The sequence below is a fragment of the Dulcicalothrix desertica PCC 7102 genome, from assembly GCF_003991905.1.
Taxonomy (GTDB): Bacteria; Cyanobacteriota; Cyanobacteriia; order Cyanobacteriales; family Nostocaceae; genus Dulcicalothrix; species Dulcicalothrix desertica.
The window spans coordinates 92,056-108,339 of sequence record NZ_RSCL01000005.1; the positions used below are offsets into that span (position 1 = coordinate 92,056).

Below are 16,284 nucleotides of genomic sequence, written 5' to 3' on the forward strand. Positions count from 1 at the left end.
TAAGTGTTTATTTATACCCCAGCTTGTTTACAATTATATAATAGTATTTCTGTTATGGCATCCATTGAATTTAATCTATTTGCACCTTATAACAAAGGCGCCGCTTTAATTGGTTCGTTTTCAAATTGGGAACCAATTGAGATGGAAAAAGGGGATGATGGTTATTTCCGCACAAAAGTAGAATTAAAAGACGGAGAGTATCAATATAAATTTCGGGTTCAGTCAAAGTCTTGGTTTTTTGAAGAAGACCAATGGGTTGACGTAACCGACCCTTATGCAACAGACATCGATGAGTCAACAGGACAAGATAACGGTGTAGTCAAAATTAAGGATGGAGAACGAATTCTTGATACTTACGTTTGGCAGCACGACGATAAACCATTGCCTCCCGACCATGAGTTAGTAATATACGAAATGCATATTGCTGATTTTTCTGGTGGTGAAGATGACCCTAACCCACGCGGACAGTATAAGCACGCAATAGAGAAGTTAGATTATATTACCGAACTAGGAATCAATGCAATTGAGTTGATGCCAGTTAAAGAATATCCTGGTGAATATAGCTGGGGTTATAACCCACGCTTCTTTTTTGCTACCGAGTCAAGTTATGGTTCAACGGCAGACTTAAAACGCTTTGTTGATGAGTGTCATGCTAGAGGTATTCGGGTAATTCTCGATGGTATTTATAATCACTCTGAAGCAGGAAGTCCTTTAACACAAATCGACCATGATTTTTGGTATCACCATGAACCACGTGACCCTGACAACAACTGGGGCCCAGAGTTTAACTATGAATTTTACGACGAAAAGTTAGAGACTTATCCCGCACGTAAGTTTATTGGGGAGACAGTTAGATATTGGGTTAGTGAGTTCCATCTTGATGGCATTCGTTACGATGCTGCACGGCAAATGGCTAACTATGACTTCATGCATTGGATTGTCCAAGAAGCTAAAAACGCTGCTGGCGCCAAACCGTTTTATAATATTGCGGAACACATTCCTGAAACTACCAGCATTACCAATATTGATGGCCCAATGGATGGTTGCTGGCATGATAGTTTCTATCACTGTATAAAAGAACATGTTTGTGGTGACAAATTTGACTTAGAACAACTCAAAGACGTTATCGACTGTAAACGTCAAGGTTTTATGGGCGCCACAAATGTAGTAAATTACCTGAGCAACCACGATCATGACCATTTGATGGTTGAGTTAGGAAATCGTCAAATTTTTGATGAAGAAGCATTTCGTCGAGTTAAACTTGGTGCAGCACTTTTGATGACAGCTGTTGGTGTTCCACTAATATGGATGGGTGAAGAGTTTGGCGAATATAAACCAAAAACACCTGATGCATCTAAAATCGATTGGACGCTGCTTGGAAATGATTTAAATCATGGTTTATTTGACTATTTTAAGGGCTTGATTAATTTACGTAAAAATAATCACGCGCTATATACAGAAAATATTGACTTTATCCACGAAAACCCAGAGGCAAAAGTGCTTGCTTTTAGTCGTTGGAACGATGAAGGTTCACGAGTGGTTGTTGTAGCTAATTTCTCTGAAAACTTCCTCGCTGGATATCATGTACCTGGTTTTCCATCTGGTGGTACTTGGCATGAGTGGACAGCTAATTACGACGTTGAAGCTGGTGATGATGGAATTATGACCGATTTAGGACCATACGAAGCAAAAGTTTTTGTTTGGCAATAATGGCAACGCATAAAACAGATGTAACGGATAAATAGTTCGTCAGAAACGAATCAACCATCCGTTACATCCGTTACATCCGTTGCCAAAATTCACACAATAGTACCAATTTCCTTCAAATAAACCCGTGTAAACGGTTCATCTTCTCCTAGCGAATACTCTTCAATTAGTCCTTTGCGGTGCAGCATAATACTGTCACCTTTTTTCACGACTAATGTGGAGCCATCTAAAATATCACGCGATAGCATCATTTCGGTCTCAGTAGGATTATCTAAAACAACCATGTTGCTACCGTAATAAAACATACCGTCGCGTTCTAAAATTTCTTCGCTGTATTCAACGATGAGTAAATCAAGCTTGGGATTTCGCAGTAAGCTTTGAACGTTGGTATTATAATCTGGATTTGAAATTTTTCGCGAACGATTTACAAACACCGCATCTTGACAAACGGCGCCGATTGTCCAGTCAGGATGTTGTGAGAGAATATGGTCAATAGTCTCTTGCAAATCATGAATTGAAACTTTATTAAACGTAATAATTGGAATTCTGGCATCATCCTTTGAACTAAAGAATGTTTCCAAAATGTGGGAAGGTACATCAACACTGTCACCTACCGCCGGGTTGAGATGCATCATAACACCAGGCGCCGCATTAATTTCTAAAATAACAAAGTTGCCTTCTTTCCAAGATTTGCCTAAATTTTCAGAAATAACATCGATACCCAAACAAGTTAAACGAAAATGCTGGGCTATATCCTGCGCCAAGATAATATTATCAGGGTGCATTGTGGGTGTGGCATCAATACTGACTCCTCCGGCTGAAAGATTTGCTACTTTACGTAGAAAAACACGTTTACCCTTTTCAATGACACTAGCTAACGATAACTCTTGTTCTTCTAAATAAATCTCCATTGCTTCGTCGCATTGAATTTTACTCATTGGTGAAGTTGGAGTGTCACGACGTACAGGTTTTTGGTTTTCTTTTTGAATCAACTCGTCTATTGTTGAATAACCATCACCAATAATCGAAGCGGGACGACGTTCAACAGCAGCAACAAACCTGCCGTTAACGCACAATAAACGAAAATCACTTCCCTTTATACTTTTTTCGACGATTATTCGAGTAGGTTGGTCTTCGGGTATTGCTTTGAGCGCACGTCCGTATGCTGCTTCAAGCTCTTTCGGCCCCTGAACATCTGCTGTTACACCAATACCTTTGTGACCTACTACAGGTTTTATGGCAATAGGATAACCAATTTCACGCGCAACAGATAGCGCTTCGCGTTCGCAAACTATAATGTCACCTTGGGGAACAGGGAATCCTAAAGTCTTTAAAAACGCTTTGCAGTCATCTTTACGAGTGGTAAAGTCGGAATCTAAATGGCTATCACCATCGAAAGTTGTTGCCACACCTCGAACATGCTTTTTACCAAAACCATATTGCATCAACCCTTCTTCCCACAGGTAAAAAGCTGGAATACCCTTTCTATCAGCAGTTCGCAGCAAAGCATAAACAGTGGGACCACCGTAAACAGAAGAACGAAAACGATTTTGCAGTGTCGTCAACTGTTCTTCAAAAGCGACATCGCTATCTCTGGTAATTGCTTCAAACCAATCCCAAACAAAATAAATCACTCCACGGGTAGTACGTGCGTATAGTGATTGAATCGCAATTTGATGGTGATTTCCATGTTCTCTAATACTCCAACGGTTGACGTGCAAATCCATATCTAGCTTTGCTACCTCAGAAGCTGTACGTGCAAACAGATGAGCATGTGAAGAGTATTCTTCATCACGTAACTCAGGGTAGCGTGCGGATATAGCTTTGACGTAATCTTCTAAAGCCAGGACTTCCTGCTCGTCAGTCAACGCAAAATCAAATACAAGTGCCCCTGTATCTAGATAAGGGTTTGGTCCAGCGTAATTTTTAAAGTTGAAAATATCAAAAACATCAGTCTTACGCGCGTTAACACGAATTGCTTCGGTGGTATTATCTTGAATCATTGTATAAACCCTTGGCAAAACACCCTTCCTTCACAATAATAACCCGCTTAAATTAATGTGAGTATCAAGTTTTTACATCTCGTCAACTACTCTACCGCGTTTGTTAAAATTTATATCCATTGGGAGGTGTTATTATACACGTATTTCTGTTAAAACTTGAAAATAGTACAAAAAAGTTGGGACACAGCGTATGAATGCAACAGAAGCTAGCCTCAGAAATGAAGTCAGACAGCTTGCTGAGGAAGCTTTTCATCGCAAGCTGATTTCCGGATATGGTGATGGCCCAGATGTATCGGAGTATCAAATTGTTATTGAGGGAAAACCAAGACATCTAACATTAGAACATGCCAAGTCATTTTTAAACGCTTTATTAGAAGGTAATGGGGATGCTGAGGAATTAATTTGATAAAATTCATAAAATTTAATTAAATAAGTGAGACCCGGTAATTTAAAACCCGGGTTTCGTGTTTGTATGAAACTTAATCAAATAATGTGCCGTTGGAATGAGATCAAAATATCATCAATCTGTGACAATATAATGGCAAGGCGCCAAAATGTAGTCGTCAACCAAAGTTTTTAACAACTTTATTAAGCATTATCAATATTTATCAGGAGGCAATGCTGTGGCAAACGAAATTCAACGTCAACTAGTGATTATTGGAGGAGCAGAGGATAAGGAAGGAGATTGTATTATTCTTCGCGAATTTGTGCGGCGTGCAGGAGGTACAAAAGCTAAAGTTGTCATTATGACCGCAGCCACAGAATTACCAAGAGAAGTTGGTGAAAATTATATTCGTATTTTTGAACGTCTTGGCGCCGAACAAGCTCGCATTATTGATACTGAAACGCGCGAAGATGCTTCATCATCTACTGCATTAAAAGCTGTTGAAGAAGCTACAGGTGTATTTTTCACAGGTGGTGACCAAGCACGTATTACTAGTATTCTTAAAGATACTGATCTTGATGCTGCAATTCATAAACGTTATGCCGAAGGAATAGTAGTAGGAGGAACGAGTGCAGGCGCGGCGGTAATGCCTGATATAATGATTGTTGAGGGAGACTCAGAAACTAATCCTCGTATAAATATGGTAGACCTTGGCCCCGGTATGGGATTTTTGCCTGGTATTGTAATTGACCAGCACTTCTCACAACGCGGTCGTTTAGGGCGCCTAATATCAGCACTTGCCCAACAACCAGCAGTATTAGGTTTTGGCATCGATGAAAATACCGCAATGGTAATAACAGGTGACAAAATGGAAGTAGTAGGTGAAGGTGTTATCACCGTAGTGGATGAAAACGAATTAGTCCACAATAACGTAGATGAAATACTTCGCGATGAACCTCTTGCATTTTGCGGCGCCCGTCTTCATATATTACCGCACGGTTATAAATTTGACCTCAAAACTCACAAGCCAATTTTAGATGGTCGTTCTGTGGTAAATAACGAAGGTAATGAATTAGCTGCCAGTGTAAGTTAAATAATTAATTATAAATACTAAAAAGTTTAGTAGATGCATCAAATGGAGAAGTAGTTAACCCTACTCCTCCTTTTTTTATACCCCTACATCTACCCATAGAAGGAATCGAATTTTAAATAATTCTAAGAATATATAGTATTATTTGCACTCATATAAAATACAATGGCAAGCTCAATCGAATTCAGTCTTTTCGCTCCTCGCATCAATGGGGCAGCTTTAATTGGGTCTTTTTCTGAATGGAAAGAAACACCCATGCAAAAAGGAGAAGATGGTTATTTCAGGGTTCAAGTAAATATAGAAGACGGTACTTATCAATATAAATTTCGAGTTCAAACCAAAAGTCCAAACTTCAAACCAGATGAATGGATTGATGTTATTGACCCCTACGCTACAGATGTTGATGAAGAACGTACTGTCGGTATAGTAAGAATTAAAGACGGTGAAAAAATTGTAGATACTTATGTTTGGCAGTACGATGACCAACCATTACCTCAAAATCATGAGTTAGTAGTATATGAAATGCACGTCGCAGATTTTACAGGTGGAGAAGTTGACGAGCATAGACGTGGTAAATATGTAGATGCCATCGAAAAATTAGATTACCTTAAAGAACTAGGTATTAATGCAATTGAATTAATGCCGGTAAATGAGTACCCTGGTGATTATAGTTGGGGTTACAAAGTACGTCACTTTTTCGCGACTGAATCAAGCTATGGTTCTACAGAAGATTTAAAACGGTTTATTGATGAGTGTCACAAACGTGGTATTCGCGTATTAATGGATGGAATTTATAACCATACCGATGAAGAATGTCCATTAATGTTAATCGACCGTAATTACTGGTATTACGAACACATGCACTATCCAGAAGACCCTGGTAATTATTGGGGTCCAGAGTTTAATTACAGTAATTACGATGAAAAGTTAGATGTAAAGCCAGCATGGAAATATGTTGGTGATGTCGTAAAATATTGGGTAGAAGAATATCATATAGATGGAATTCGCTATGATGCAGTGCGTCAGTTAGCTGACTTTGAATTTTTGAATTGGTTAGCCACTCAAGCTAAGAAAAATTGTACAGTTCAGGGGGCGCCAAAACCGTTTTATAATATTGCCGAACACATTCCTGATACAAGTGATGTAACAAGTCCAAATGGTCCATTAGATGCGTGCTGGCATGAAAGTTTTCGTTATTTTGCTACTCCCACTATTTGTGGTGAAGAGTTTGATTTAGAAAATCTCAAACAAGTGTTAGACCCTAGAAGGCAAGGGTATGATAGCACAGTGAACGTCATAAATTATTTGGCAACCCACGACCGAGAACATCTTTTTCGGGAATTAGGGGATAGAGGCATTTTTGATGAAGCAGCATTTACACGTGCCAAGTTAGCAGCAGTATTATTAATAACGGCAATGGGTGTGCCAATGCTGTGGATGGGAGAAGAGTTTGGAGAACACAAGCGTAAGAGTCAAACTGTTACCCAGCCCAAAAAAATAGCTTGGGCATTATTAGAACGTCAGGAAAACAAAGATTTATTTGAATACTACAAAAAATTGATTCACTTACGAGTCAATAATCTGGCTTTACAATCTGACAACATCGAATTTTTCCATGAAAACCCTGATGCAAAAGTACTATGTTATGTGCGTTGGAATGACCAGGGAGGGCGCCTGGTAGCAGTACTAAACTTTTCAGACCAAAACTTTAGCGAGTATAAAATTACTCACTTCCCCGATGCTGGCACATGGCAAGATTTCATGTCAGATTGCAATGTTGAAGCAAGTTGTGAAGAAAATCAAAATGTTTTGATTACAGAGTTAAAGCCATACGAAGCAAAAGTTTTCATGAATTAACTTTGACATCTTGTTCTTCTTAATTCTTCCTTAGCGTCCTTAGGGTACTTTGCGGTTCGTTCTTTCAAATAAAAAAGGTTAAAGGTAAAATTTACCCTTAACCTTCAACCCCTTATAATCTAGAGAAAATCAAAATTTTAATAAAATTAACGATATAAAGTCACATCTTCACCACATTTAAGCCACTACACGCAAAGTTATGTTACGAAATTTAGAAAATGAAAATAGGAAAAATAAAATAGAAAACTTAAACTATAAATATTACTCAGCAATTTGCAGCACCGATTTGATAAACTTCCATTCTGATGGAACAGAGTCAAGCATTATAGAAACTCTGGTTTCCCGACTAACTAAAATTTCACCATGTATATCAGTACTGAAATCTTTACCTAAAATAAAACCTTTTTTGATTAACTTTTGAACAACAAACATACAAACATGCTCTTTTAAGTCCAAACATACTTGTAATTCTGGAAAATTATGCCAAGTCCAATAACAAGTATCGGGAGCAGTTTCTGCAAGCTGGAACATTGCTGCATTGAGCATGTGCGTTGCTTCTTCGCTGCCAAGTAAATTACTTAACGCTTCTTCGCAAATTTTGACTAAATCTTTATCTTGAAGCTTTAAAACATCAACGAGTAAATTAACTGCTGTATCGAAATCTTTAAACTCTTGCTCTAAATCTTGATTATACATAAATTAGTGTTCCAAGAATTAAGTGATTGATCAAAAAAGAATGGGAGATAATAACAGACTTAGAATCTCCCACATAGTGCAATTTCTGGTGAGTTTTGAAGTACCGTTCGTAGAGCTAACCAGAGACTTGTTATTGATTAATCTCGTTAATTAGTACCTTCAGTTTCTAAATTACAGCGAAAAAGTGAAGAACCAGTGAAGGTGACTTTGATTATTTATTTTTTTAGCTATCGCTCCAACCCAATTTTTGAGATACTTGCTCAACTAGAGTCATGGGGTCAAAAGGTTTGGCAATAATAGCTGTCACTTCTAGTGAAGCTAACTTATCTCGGTCAACATTTTTTCCTTTTGCCGTAATTAAAATAACTGGAATATGCTGCGTTTGTGGAGTTGCTCGTAAAATAGCTAAAGTACCCATACCATCTAGGTCAGGCATCATCATATCTAAAAGTATAGCGTCTGGTTGTTCTGTCTTTGCTACTGCCAAACCTTCAATTCCCGAAGCAGCAGTAAACACTTGCCAACCACCCATTGTTTGAAGCGTCAATTCAACAACTTCTCGAATATCTTCTTCGTCATCAATAATTAAAATATGTTTAACTTTCACTGCGATTATTTCCCTAGATGCGTATGAAAATGCAGTTGAATTAAATGTGTTAGTGATGCTGTTAAGGTCAGTATATTTCAACATGTGCTGTTCTTAATTGGGGCAATATAATAAATTTTATGAAAATAAAAATATCCAAGATACATTAACCGTGTGAAAACACAAAGTAGAATACCTTAGATATTAAATGGGAGAATATTTAGCCAGCAAAAAACAAGAACATTATAAAAGAGTTGTAATAGGGAATTAAATCAAACTAAGCGCAATATAACAGCACGATAAAGAGCTAATTTACTTTGTTCTTGAATCAGGCTGTGCGAATAATAAATTTTATTCAATTCAAATTTATCTGCTCAACCTGGCTTATTTTTAAGATTAAAGTTTAAAAGTGAAGAAGCTGTGAAGATAGAAAGATAATAAGAAACCGGGTTTCTTAGAGTTAATACTGCCAACCTAATACCTCCGCTACTTGGTCGGTGAGAGTCATGGGGTCAAAGGGTTTTGGAACCATTCCGGTAATGCCCAGTTCTGCAAATCGACGCTGGTCACTTGCTTGCACTTTAGCTGTAAGTAAAATAACGGGAATATTACTAGTCAGAGAGTTTGCTTGCAACTGTTTAAAGGTTGTGATACCATCCATTTCTGGCATCATGACATCAAGAAGGATGGCATCAGGTTGTTCTGTTTCTGCTTTTATAATTCCTTCGCTCCCAGATTCTGCGGTTAAGACCTCGAACCCACCAACCTCTTCTAGGGTTAGTTGAGCAACTTCGCGAATATCATCTTCGTCATCAATGATGAGAATGCGCTTTGCCATTACGGCGCCCTTCCTTTTTACCAGAGACTATACAATTGAGTAATCCGATAGCACGCTGTTCAAACTCTTCGGGAGTAACACGCGCTTTGGTTAAAAATAAAGTTTGCCCTAAATTTAACCTCGCGCAGTCAGCTTCAGTCAAATCTATAGCACTGTATACGACTAAGGGTACTTGATGCAAATGGTTATGGTGTCGTAACCAGTCCACAACTGCAAACCCATCAACATCGGGCAGTGCAATATCAAGGACTAATAAATAAGGTGTTAAAGATTGACTCAACTGAATCGCTTCGCGTCCATTACGAGCATGGTGAGTTTCTATACCATAACGCTCGAACATCGCAATTAGAACCTGCGCTAAGTCGATGTCGTCTTCTACTATCAAAACTTTCAAATTATCATTCAAATTATGATCAGATTTTGATAACGCACGTTCGAGTGCTTCAAACAAGTTTTTTTCATTGGGTGGTTTGACTATCCAATCGTTTACTTCTGGATGGTTTGTAGCTAATTTCGCATCTGGCATAAAACCACTAAGTATAATTACAGGAATATCTTGGGTTTCTGGCTGTTGTTTTAATATAGTCAAAGCTTCCCAACCATTCATTCCTGGCATCATTAAGTTGAGAAAAATAACATCAGGCAATGACTGTTTGGCTATTTCAATCGCTTCTAAACCCGATGCTGCCGTTATTGTTTGATAACCTCCTTCTTCCAGCATTGTTTGTATAACTGTTCGAGCTGAGTAATCATCATCACACACAAGCACTGTCGGAGTATTTGTCTCATTAGATAAAATAGTCGGTTTCGGCGCCGATATTACAGGTAAAGAGACATAAAAACTACTGCCTTGGGATAATAGACTTTCCACCCAAATATTTCCATCATGGTGTTGTATAATACTACGACAAATTGCCAACCCTAAACCTGTACCTCCTTTTTTGCGAGAATCCGAAGCATCAACCTGTTGAAAACGCCCAAAAACTACTTCTAACTTGTCTTCTGGTATACCGCGTCCTTGGTCTTTAACTTCAAAGATTATGTGAGGAATATTTTCTGTTTGCTCGTTACCAACTTTGGCAGTAAACGAAATTGTACTACCAGGGGGTGAAAATTTAATCGCATTGCTGAGTAAATTTGTGAAAGTCTGAATTATTCGGTCAGCATCTGCCCACAATCTTGCTGAGACAGGATTAAGTGTTATACTTACCCCTGCTTTTTCTGCCATTGCTTGCATAACTTCTGTCGATTGAGTCATGAGTAAAGCAGCGTCGCAAATTTGCTTGTTCATCATCACTTTACCCGATTCGATACGTTCAATATCGAGAATGTCATTGATGAGACGAATTAATCTGTCGCTGTTATTTACGGCAATTTCTAACATTCGTTGCGCTTTTTCGGGTTGAGATTGCAAAACACCATTTGCCACCAAACCCAAAGAACCGCGAATAGATGTTAAGGGTGTGCGTAACTCATGACTGACCACCGAAACAAACTCATCTTTGAGACGTTCGACTTCGCGACGGTCGCTAATATCTTTAACAAAACAGTAATGACCGATTAATTTTTCTTGGTTACAATTTTTAACCATTACTATTTGTCTGTCAAAAATCGAACCATCTTTACGTAATGTCCTAGCTTCAACTTCTGACTTACCTTTATTAAGCATTTCTTGGTAAGCATATGTAACTTTTTCTAAGTCTTCTGGATAAATACTTATTTTGCATTCCATCCCAACAAGTTCTTCTTGTTCATAGCCCAACATTTCGGCATATGCATGGTTGACCCCAACATAACATCCACGTGTATCGATTTGAGCAATACCTTCAACGGCACTTTCTAACGCATTGCTCAGATTACGTAACTTAACTTCTGCACGTTTACGGTCGGCGACATCTTCAAAAATATAAAGGCGCCCGAAATAATTATCTTGCTGGTCACGAATTTGCGCTCTCACACGGCGAATAATCCGTCCATCTTCAAGAAAAATTTCGTCTTCAACAATTTCGCGATTTTCTTCAATTGATTCAATAGATATATGATTGTATACATTGTGAAATGCCGAGGTGCCTGTTGATGTAGGTTTACAATCAGAACAGCTTTTAGATTTATTATTAGCAATATCTTGTTGTATTTTAATGATTTGAGCGTCAATACAGTCAACTCCCCAAATTTCACAAAAACGATAATTATAATAAAGAACCTCACCAGTACGTTCATCTACAACATAAAAAGCTAATGGGGAAGCATTAGCCATTGCTCGCAGTAATGCTTCTTGCCAGCGTAGTTCCTCTTCAGCACGTTTGCGAGCAGTAATATCTTGAATTTGACTGACAAAATATAATGGTTTACCTGTTGTATCCCAAACTAGTGAGACGCTTAGTAAAACCCATACTACATGCCCAAGCTTGTGAAAATAACGTTTGGACATCTGATAAGTAGAAATTTCGCCTTTGAGCATTTGATGAACATAGCTCAAGTCAATATCTAAGTCATCTGGATGTGTAATTGCTTGAAACGTTGTTGCCAATAATTCTTTTTCAGAATAACCAATCATTTCACATAATGACTGATTGACTTGTAACCACTGACCTTGGGTTGAAACTAATGCCATTCCTGTTGATGCATTTGCAAATGCACCGCGAAAACGCTCTTCACTCTCTGAAAGTGCGTCTTGTGTTTGTTTACGCTCGCTAATATCAAAAAGCGTACTTCGACTCATTATAAAGTTACCTGCTGCATCTTTAATAGCACTAGCGCTGACCAAAACAGGCATTTTTGTGCCATCTTTACGAACTAATAACAGCTCTAAATCTCTTTGAAACCCACGCTCTTTTAAGACTGAGAAACTTTTTTCAAATTCAAGCGCATTCTCAGTAGTAAAATAATCAGTAATTTTTTTACCAATTACTTCTTCACGTTTACAGCCTAGCCAATTGAGTTCAGTATCATTAATTTGAATAAATATACCGTTTTTATCTAGAGAATGATAACCACAGGGTGCATTATTATACAAGTCTTCTAGTTGTGTAGTAGATTGCTGTAGCGATGCTTCTACCTTTTGTCTTTCACTAATTTCATGAGATAAATTCAGATTAATTTGTTCGACTCTATTAGCATATAGACGTAAATTAAAAGTCATATATACTACGATAGCAATTAAAATTGCAGCTACTGAACCGCCAACTAAAATCATATCAGCTAGAGGAGAATGCTGTCGGGCGAGGAGTGCTGAAGTTGGAACCACGCGCAGGCGCCAATTTACACCATTTAAATTTACTTCAGTGTAAAAGCTCCATTTATTAATAAATTCTTTACTAATGTTCTGGTAAAGTTCGTTGGTATAAAATTGTTGGTCTTTGTCGAAAATTGCAATTGCGTACTCCTGCATTAAATTTTTATTGATAATCGCATCCAAAAAAGGTTGAGGTCGAACGACACCAACAATAAACCCATCAAAATTTTGTAAAGAGGCGCCGACTTGAGTATTTTCTTGAGTACCATTCTTTAAGAATAAAGGTACATAAATCAAAAAGCCTCTACCACCTTGAAACAAGGAAACTACGCGCGTCATAGTTGAATTCCCAGTTTGTTTTGCTGTGTTCATGGCAATTTGACGATTTGATTCAAACAGCAAAGCGCGGTTTTCTACTCCTTCGTTACCTTTTTGAGGGACTATCCAACGTATAAAGCTTAAATTGTCTACCCATTCAAGTGCTTGATACCCTTTGTAATCGCGTAAATAATTTGTTGCGTCGTCTTCCCACTGACTTCTAGGAGTTCCACCTTCTAACTCCCAACGTTCTGCCATTCGCTTCAGCGCATGAGTTCGAGTTTTAATTTCAGAAGCAATATCTTCGCCTATATCTACTGTCACTATTTCAACATTTCTTTTAATTTGCAGTTGTTCTTGAAATAACAAACCCTGCCATAGTAATAAATTAAGAATAAGTACACAGGTGCCTACCAAAATCGGTAGCCACAGTTTTCGCTCTTTAACTTTTTTTCTCGCACTTCTATTTCTCATTGCTTTTACCCTTTGCATCGGGATGTTGCCATATGATACAGCGCCTCTAAGTTTGTGCCGTCTTGCGAATACTGAGATATACCCATATTAATAGATACCTCGACTTCTTGACCTTTATTAATATTTAATACTTTTTCCTTAATGTCCCTTATACAGTTGAATATTAAATTCTTACTCTCTTCAAGTGGTGTTTTATACAAACACAATATAAATTCTGCACCTGCCCAGCGACAAACAACTTGTTGATTAAATGTTTGTTTAAGTACTTTTCCTGTTAAAGATAATACCTGGTCGCCGATAGAATGATTATGTTTATCATTTATTTGTTGGAGATTATTAATTTGAAGGGCAACTAAGTATAAAGCTTGGTTATGACATTGGGCTTCTTTGAGAAGTTGATTAATTTCGCTCTTTAACTTTTGGCGGTTGACAAGTCCGGTTAAAGGGTCAATTTGGGCAAAGTTTCGCAGCAAACGAGTTCGTTCAATACGGTTGAGGATACGCGCGACTATTTCGGGACCAACTACAGGTTTTGTAACATAATCATCGGCACCTGCTGCAAATACTCGCAGCATAATATCTGAACTTGAATGAGCAGTGAGAAATAGTACTGGTAAACCACTATGTATCGGGTCGTTTCGTAGTTGCTGACACAGTTCGATACCACTAATAGATGGCATTTCTACGTCTAACACGACTAAATCTGGTGCTGTGGCAATTAGAGTATCCCAAAATTGAAGTGGGTTATCTAATGTGGTAATCTCTAATCCCCAAGGCTTTAATATTTCTGAAAGGGTTTCCAGTATATTCATATCATCATCAACAATTAGTACTCGTGCGCTGCTTTGCGATTGTTGAAGCCTTGTTGTTAATTCTGTAAAGTCATTTAAATGCCCTTGTAATGGTTTATTTTTAACCTCGGCGCCTGAATTGATTGTAGAGGCTTGCTGTAACTCTTGGCGTAAGCTTACAACTAATTCTGATAAATGTAGTTTTGAAGAGTGAGATAATGATGTTGCAACTTGTAACAATTGTTCGATTTGACTTGACAAGCGCGAAGCACACTCAAAGCCGAACATACCCAAAGAACCAGCCAGCTTGTGAGCATCTTGATAAGCGTTATTAATCATCTCCGAGTCTGGTACACCTTGAAGTAAAGCTGCTACTGCTAATTCGATGTTAGTGACTCGGTTACTTAGCTTTTCTTGTGAGCGTTGCCAAATTGCAGAAATTTGTTGGCTCTGCTTGATGGATGGAGGATTTGATATTGTAGTTTGGTTAGAAGTGGTATTTTGAAGAGGTTTTTTTGACTTTGGCTTTTTCTTTTTTTCGTCCAACAGAGATTTTAAACGATAACCAATACCATAAACATTTTCGATTGGGTCATTTGTCACTCCTGAGAAACGAAGTTTTTGGCGTAATCCTTTCATGTGCGCTCGCACCGTATCTTCTCCGGGTGTTTCTTCGAGTGACCACAAATGATCAATAATGGCGCCACTACTAAACGTGCGTGCAGGGTTACGAAGGAATAGTTCAAGTAAACTATACTCTTTGGGAGTTAGACGTATTAATTGGTCGTTATAGGTAACTTCACAGCTTGACGGGTCTAATCGTAGATTTTCCCACTCTAGTTGAGTTCGTACTAAGGTATTACCTCGACGCAGAAGCGCGCGGATGCGAGCCGTTAATTCTTGTAAATTAAATGGTTTTGTGATATAATCATCAGCCCCAGCATCTAAACCAATTATTTTATTATTGCTGCTGTCTTGAGCAGTCAAAAGAATAATTGGTACGCTAGCACCACTAGCGCGAATTTGACGACACAAGCTAATACCGTCGAGTTTAGGCAGCATCACATCAAGAACAATCAAGTCATAATTACAAACTTGAGTAAATTCCAAACCTGATACTCCGTCAGACGTGGTATCAACCGTATGATGCGACTGAGTGAGCGTAGCAACAAGCGATTGAACAATAAGTTCGTCATCCTCTACTACTAAAATTCTCATAATTCACTAACTTGGTACGTGGGTAAAAACCGGCACGTTGATACTTCGTATCTAAACTTACTTATGACAATATACTTGCTTGATGATAAATTTAGGTTAACACTTGGCAACAAATGTAACGGATGTAACGGATAAATTTGTTGTCGGCACCGATTTTTGGGTTTGTTTTTCCCGAAGCCAATACATTGTGATAATATTAGAAACTGCTGCATTAGCTAAAAACTGTCAATTTAACTGTCAATTTAGAAAGATTCAATCATGGCTCTGACGCAACAGCGAAAACAAGAACTAATTACACAGTACCAAGTACACGAAACCGATACTGGGTCTTCTGATGTTCAAGTAGCAATGCTGACAGCACGCATAATGCGTCTATCAGAACACTTGCAAGGTAATAAAAAAGACCATTCCTCCCGTCGTGGTTTGTTGAAGTTAATCGGTCAACGCAAGCGCCTTCTATCATATATCATGCAAGAAGACCGCGAACGTTACCAAGCTTTAATTGCTCGTCTGGGTATCCGTGGATAGAGTATAAAATGAACGCCTATGAGTGCCGAACCAGAACGTAACAACTTGCCATTTGAACCAAAAAGCAAACCAAAGAAAGCTAACAAAAAAGCAAGTGGACAGAAAGAACAACCTGTTAAACAAGCTGTTGTAAAGCAATCTGAGAAAAAAGAAAATAGAAAAGCTCCTTATAAAAAAGAGGAGATGGCTATTCCAAAAGTAGTTAGTGACCGAATGGTCAAGCGTGTAGCAGCATTTTCTGGTATTCCCACATTTTTGGGTATTGCCAGTTTAGTTGTTAGCTACTTGCTTTCTGCATACGCTCATATCAAACTGCCCCCCATCGCGGTTTTGTTGGTCAATATGGGCTTATTTGGTCTAGGAGTGTTGGGTATTACCTATGGTGTTCTATCAGCTTCGTGGGACACCGAACATCCTGGAACTTTATTTGGGTTTAGCGAATTTAGTACCAACTGGGGACGAATGGTGGAGGGTTGGCGCGCAACTAGGCAAAAAAAAGTGTAATTTTATAGTGCTGAGTAATGAGTGCTGAGTGCTGAGTAGTAGAGACGCGATTAA

General features: G+C 38.3%; 12 protein-coding genes. 6 read left to right on the forward strand and 6 right to left on the reverse strand.

Translation table 11 applies throughout. From position 1 onward, the window contains the following. Positions 1 to 54: 54 nt before the first annotated feature. A complete protein-coding gene (locus tag DSM106972_RS11790) occupies positions 55 to 1,710 on the forward strand; it encodes an alpha-amylase family glycosyl hydrolase (protein WP_127080892.1) in 1,656 nt (551 codons plus the stop codon). 89 nt (positions 1,711 to 1,799) lie between these two features. On the opposite strand, the gene DSM106972_RS11795 is transcribed toward DSM106972_RS11790, so the two are convergent. After that, complete coding sequence (locus tag DSM106972_RS11795; protein WP_127080893.1) at positions 1,800 to 3,710, reverse strand: ATP-binding protein; 1,911 nt, start codon at positions 3,708 to 3,710, stop codon at positions 1,800 to 1,802. A 190-nt stretch (positions 3,711 to 3,900) separates the two neighbouring features. On the opposite strand from DSM106972_RS11795, the gene DSM106972_RS11800 reads away from it, so the two are divergent. The 3 genes from DSM106972_RS11800 to DSM106972_RS11810 all read left to right on the forward strand — a co-directional run bounded on the left by DSM106972_RS11800 (position 3,901) and on the right by DSM106972_RS11810 (position 7,042). After that, complete coding sequence (locus DSM106972_RS11800) at positions 3,901 to 4,116, forward strand: hypothetical protein (RefSeq protein ID WP_127080894.1); 216 nt, start codon at positions 3,901 to 3,903, stop codon at positions 4,114 to 4,116. 217 nt (positions 4,117 to 4,333) lie between these two features. Further along, positions 4,334 to 5,188: a cyanophycinase gene (locus DSM106972_RS11805; protein WP_127080895.1), complete on the forward strand. Its 855-nt coding sequence runs from the start codon at positions 4,334 to 4,336 to the stop codon at positions 5,186 to 5,188. 162 nt (positions 5,189 to 5,350) lie between these two features. Then, on the forward strand, positions 5,351 to 7,042 hold the full coding sequence (locus tag DSM106972_RS11810) for an alpha-amylase family glycosyl hydrolase (protein ID WP_127080896.1): 1,692 nt from the start codon (positions 5,351 to 5,353) through the stop codon (positions 7,040 to 7,042). Positions 7,043 to 7,303: 261 nt separating this feature from the next. On the opposite strand, the gene DSM106972_RS11815 is transcribed toward DSM106972_RS11810, so the two are convergent. The 5 genes from DSM106972_RS11815 to DSM106972_RS11835 all read right to left on the reverse strand — a co-directional run bounded on the left by DSM106972_RS11815 (position 7,304) and on the right by DSM106972_RS11835 (position 15,198). Then, complete coding sequence (locus tag DSM106972_RS11815; RefSeq protein WP_127080897.1) at positions 7,304 to 7,738, reverse strand: hypothetical protein; 435 nt, start codon at positions 7,736 to 7,738, stop codon at positions 7,304 to 7,306. Between the two features lie 223 nt (positions 7,739 to 7,961). Beyond that, entirely contained in the window at positions 7,962 to 8,345 is a 384-nt protein-coding gene (locus tag DSM106972_RS11820; protein ID WP_127080898.1) for a response regulator, read from the reverse strand. 439 nt (positions 8,346 to 8,784) lie between these two features. Next, complete coding sequence (locus tag DSM106972_RS11825; RefSeq protein WP_127080899.1) at positions 8,785 to 9,162, reverse strand: response regulator; 378 nt, start codon at positions 9,160 to 9,162, stop codon at positions 8,785 to 8,787. Further along, positions 9,137 to 13,189, reverse strand: a complete 4,053-nt coding sequence (locus DSM106972_RS11830) for a PAS domain S-box protein (protein WP_158632812.1) — start codon at positions 13,187 to 13,189, stop codon at positions 9,137 to 9,139. Before DSM106972_RS11830 ends, DSM106972_RS11825 begins: the two co-directional genes overlap by 26 nt. Before the next feature lie 5 nt (positions 13,190 to 13,194). Beyond that, the gene (locus DSM106972_RS11835; RefSeq protein WP_127080901.1) at positions 13,195 to 15,198 is read right to left on the reverse strand and encodes a response regulator; all 2,004 of its coding nucleotides are present in this window, start codon (positions 15,196 to 15,198) and stop codon (positions 13,195 to 13,197) included. 258 nt (positions 15,199 to 15,456) lie between these two features. On the opposite strand from DSM106972_RS11835, the gene rpsO reads away from it, so the two are divergent. Continuing rightward, entirely contained in the window at positions 15,457 to 15,726 is a 270-nt protein-coding gene (rpsO, locus tag DSM106972_RS11840) for a 30S ribosomal protein S15 (RefSeq protein WP_127080902.1), read from the forward strand. A gap of 18 nt (positions 15,727 to 15,744) precedes the next feature. Next, positions 15,745 to 16,230, forward strand: coding sequence for a PAM68 family protein (locus tag DSM106972_RS11845; RefSeq protein WP_073616159.1), 486 nt, complete (start codon positions 15,745 to 15,747; stop codon positions 16,228 to 16,230). Positions 16,231 to 16,284 lie beyond the last annotated feature (54 nt).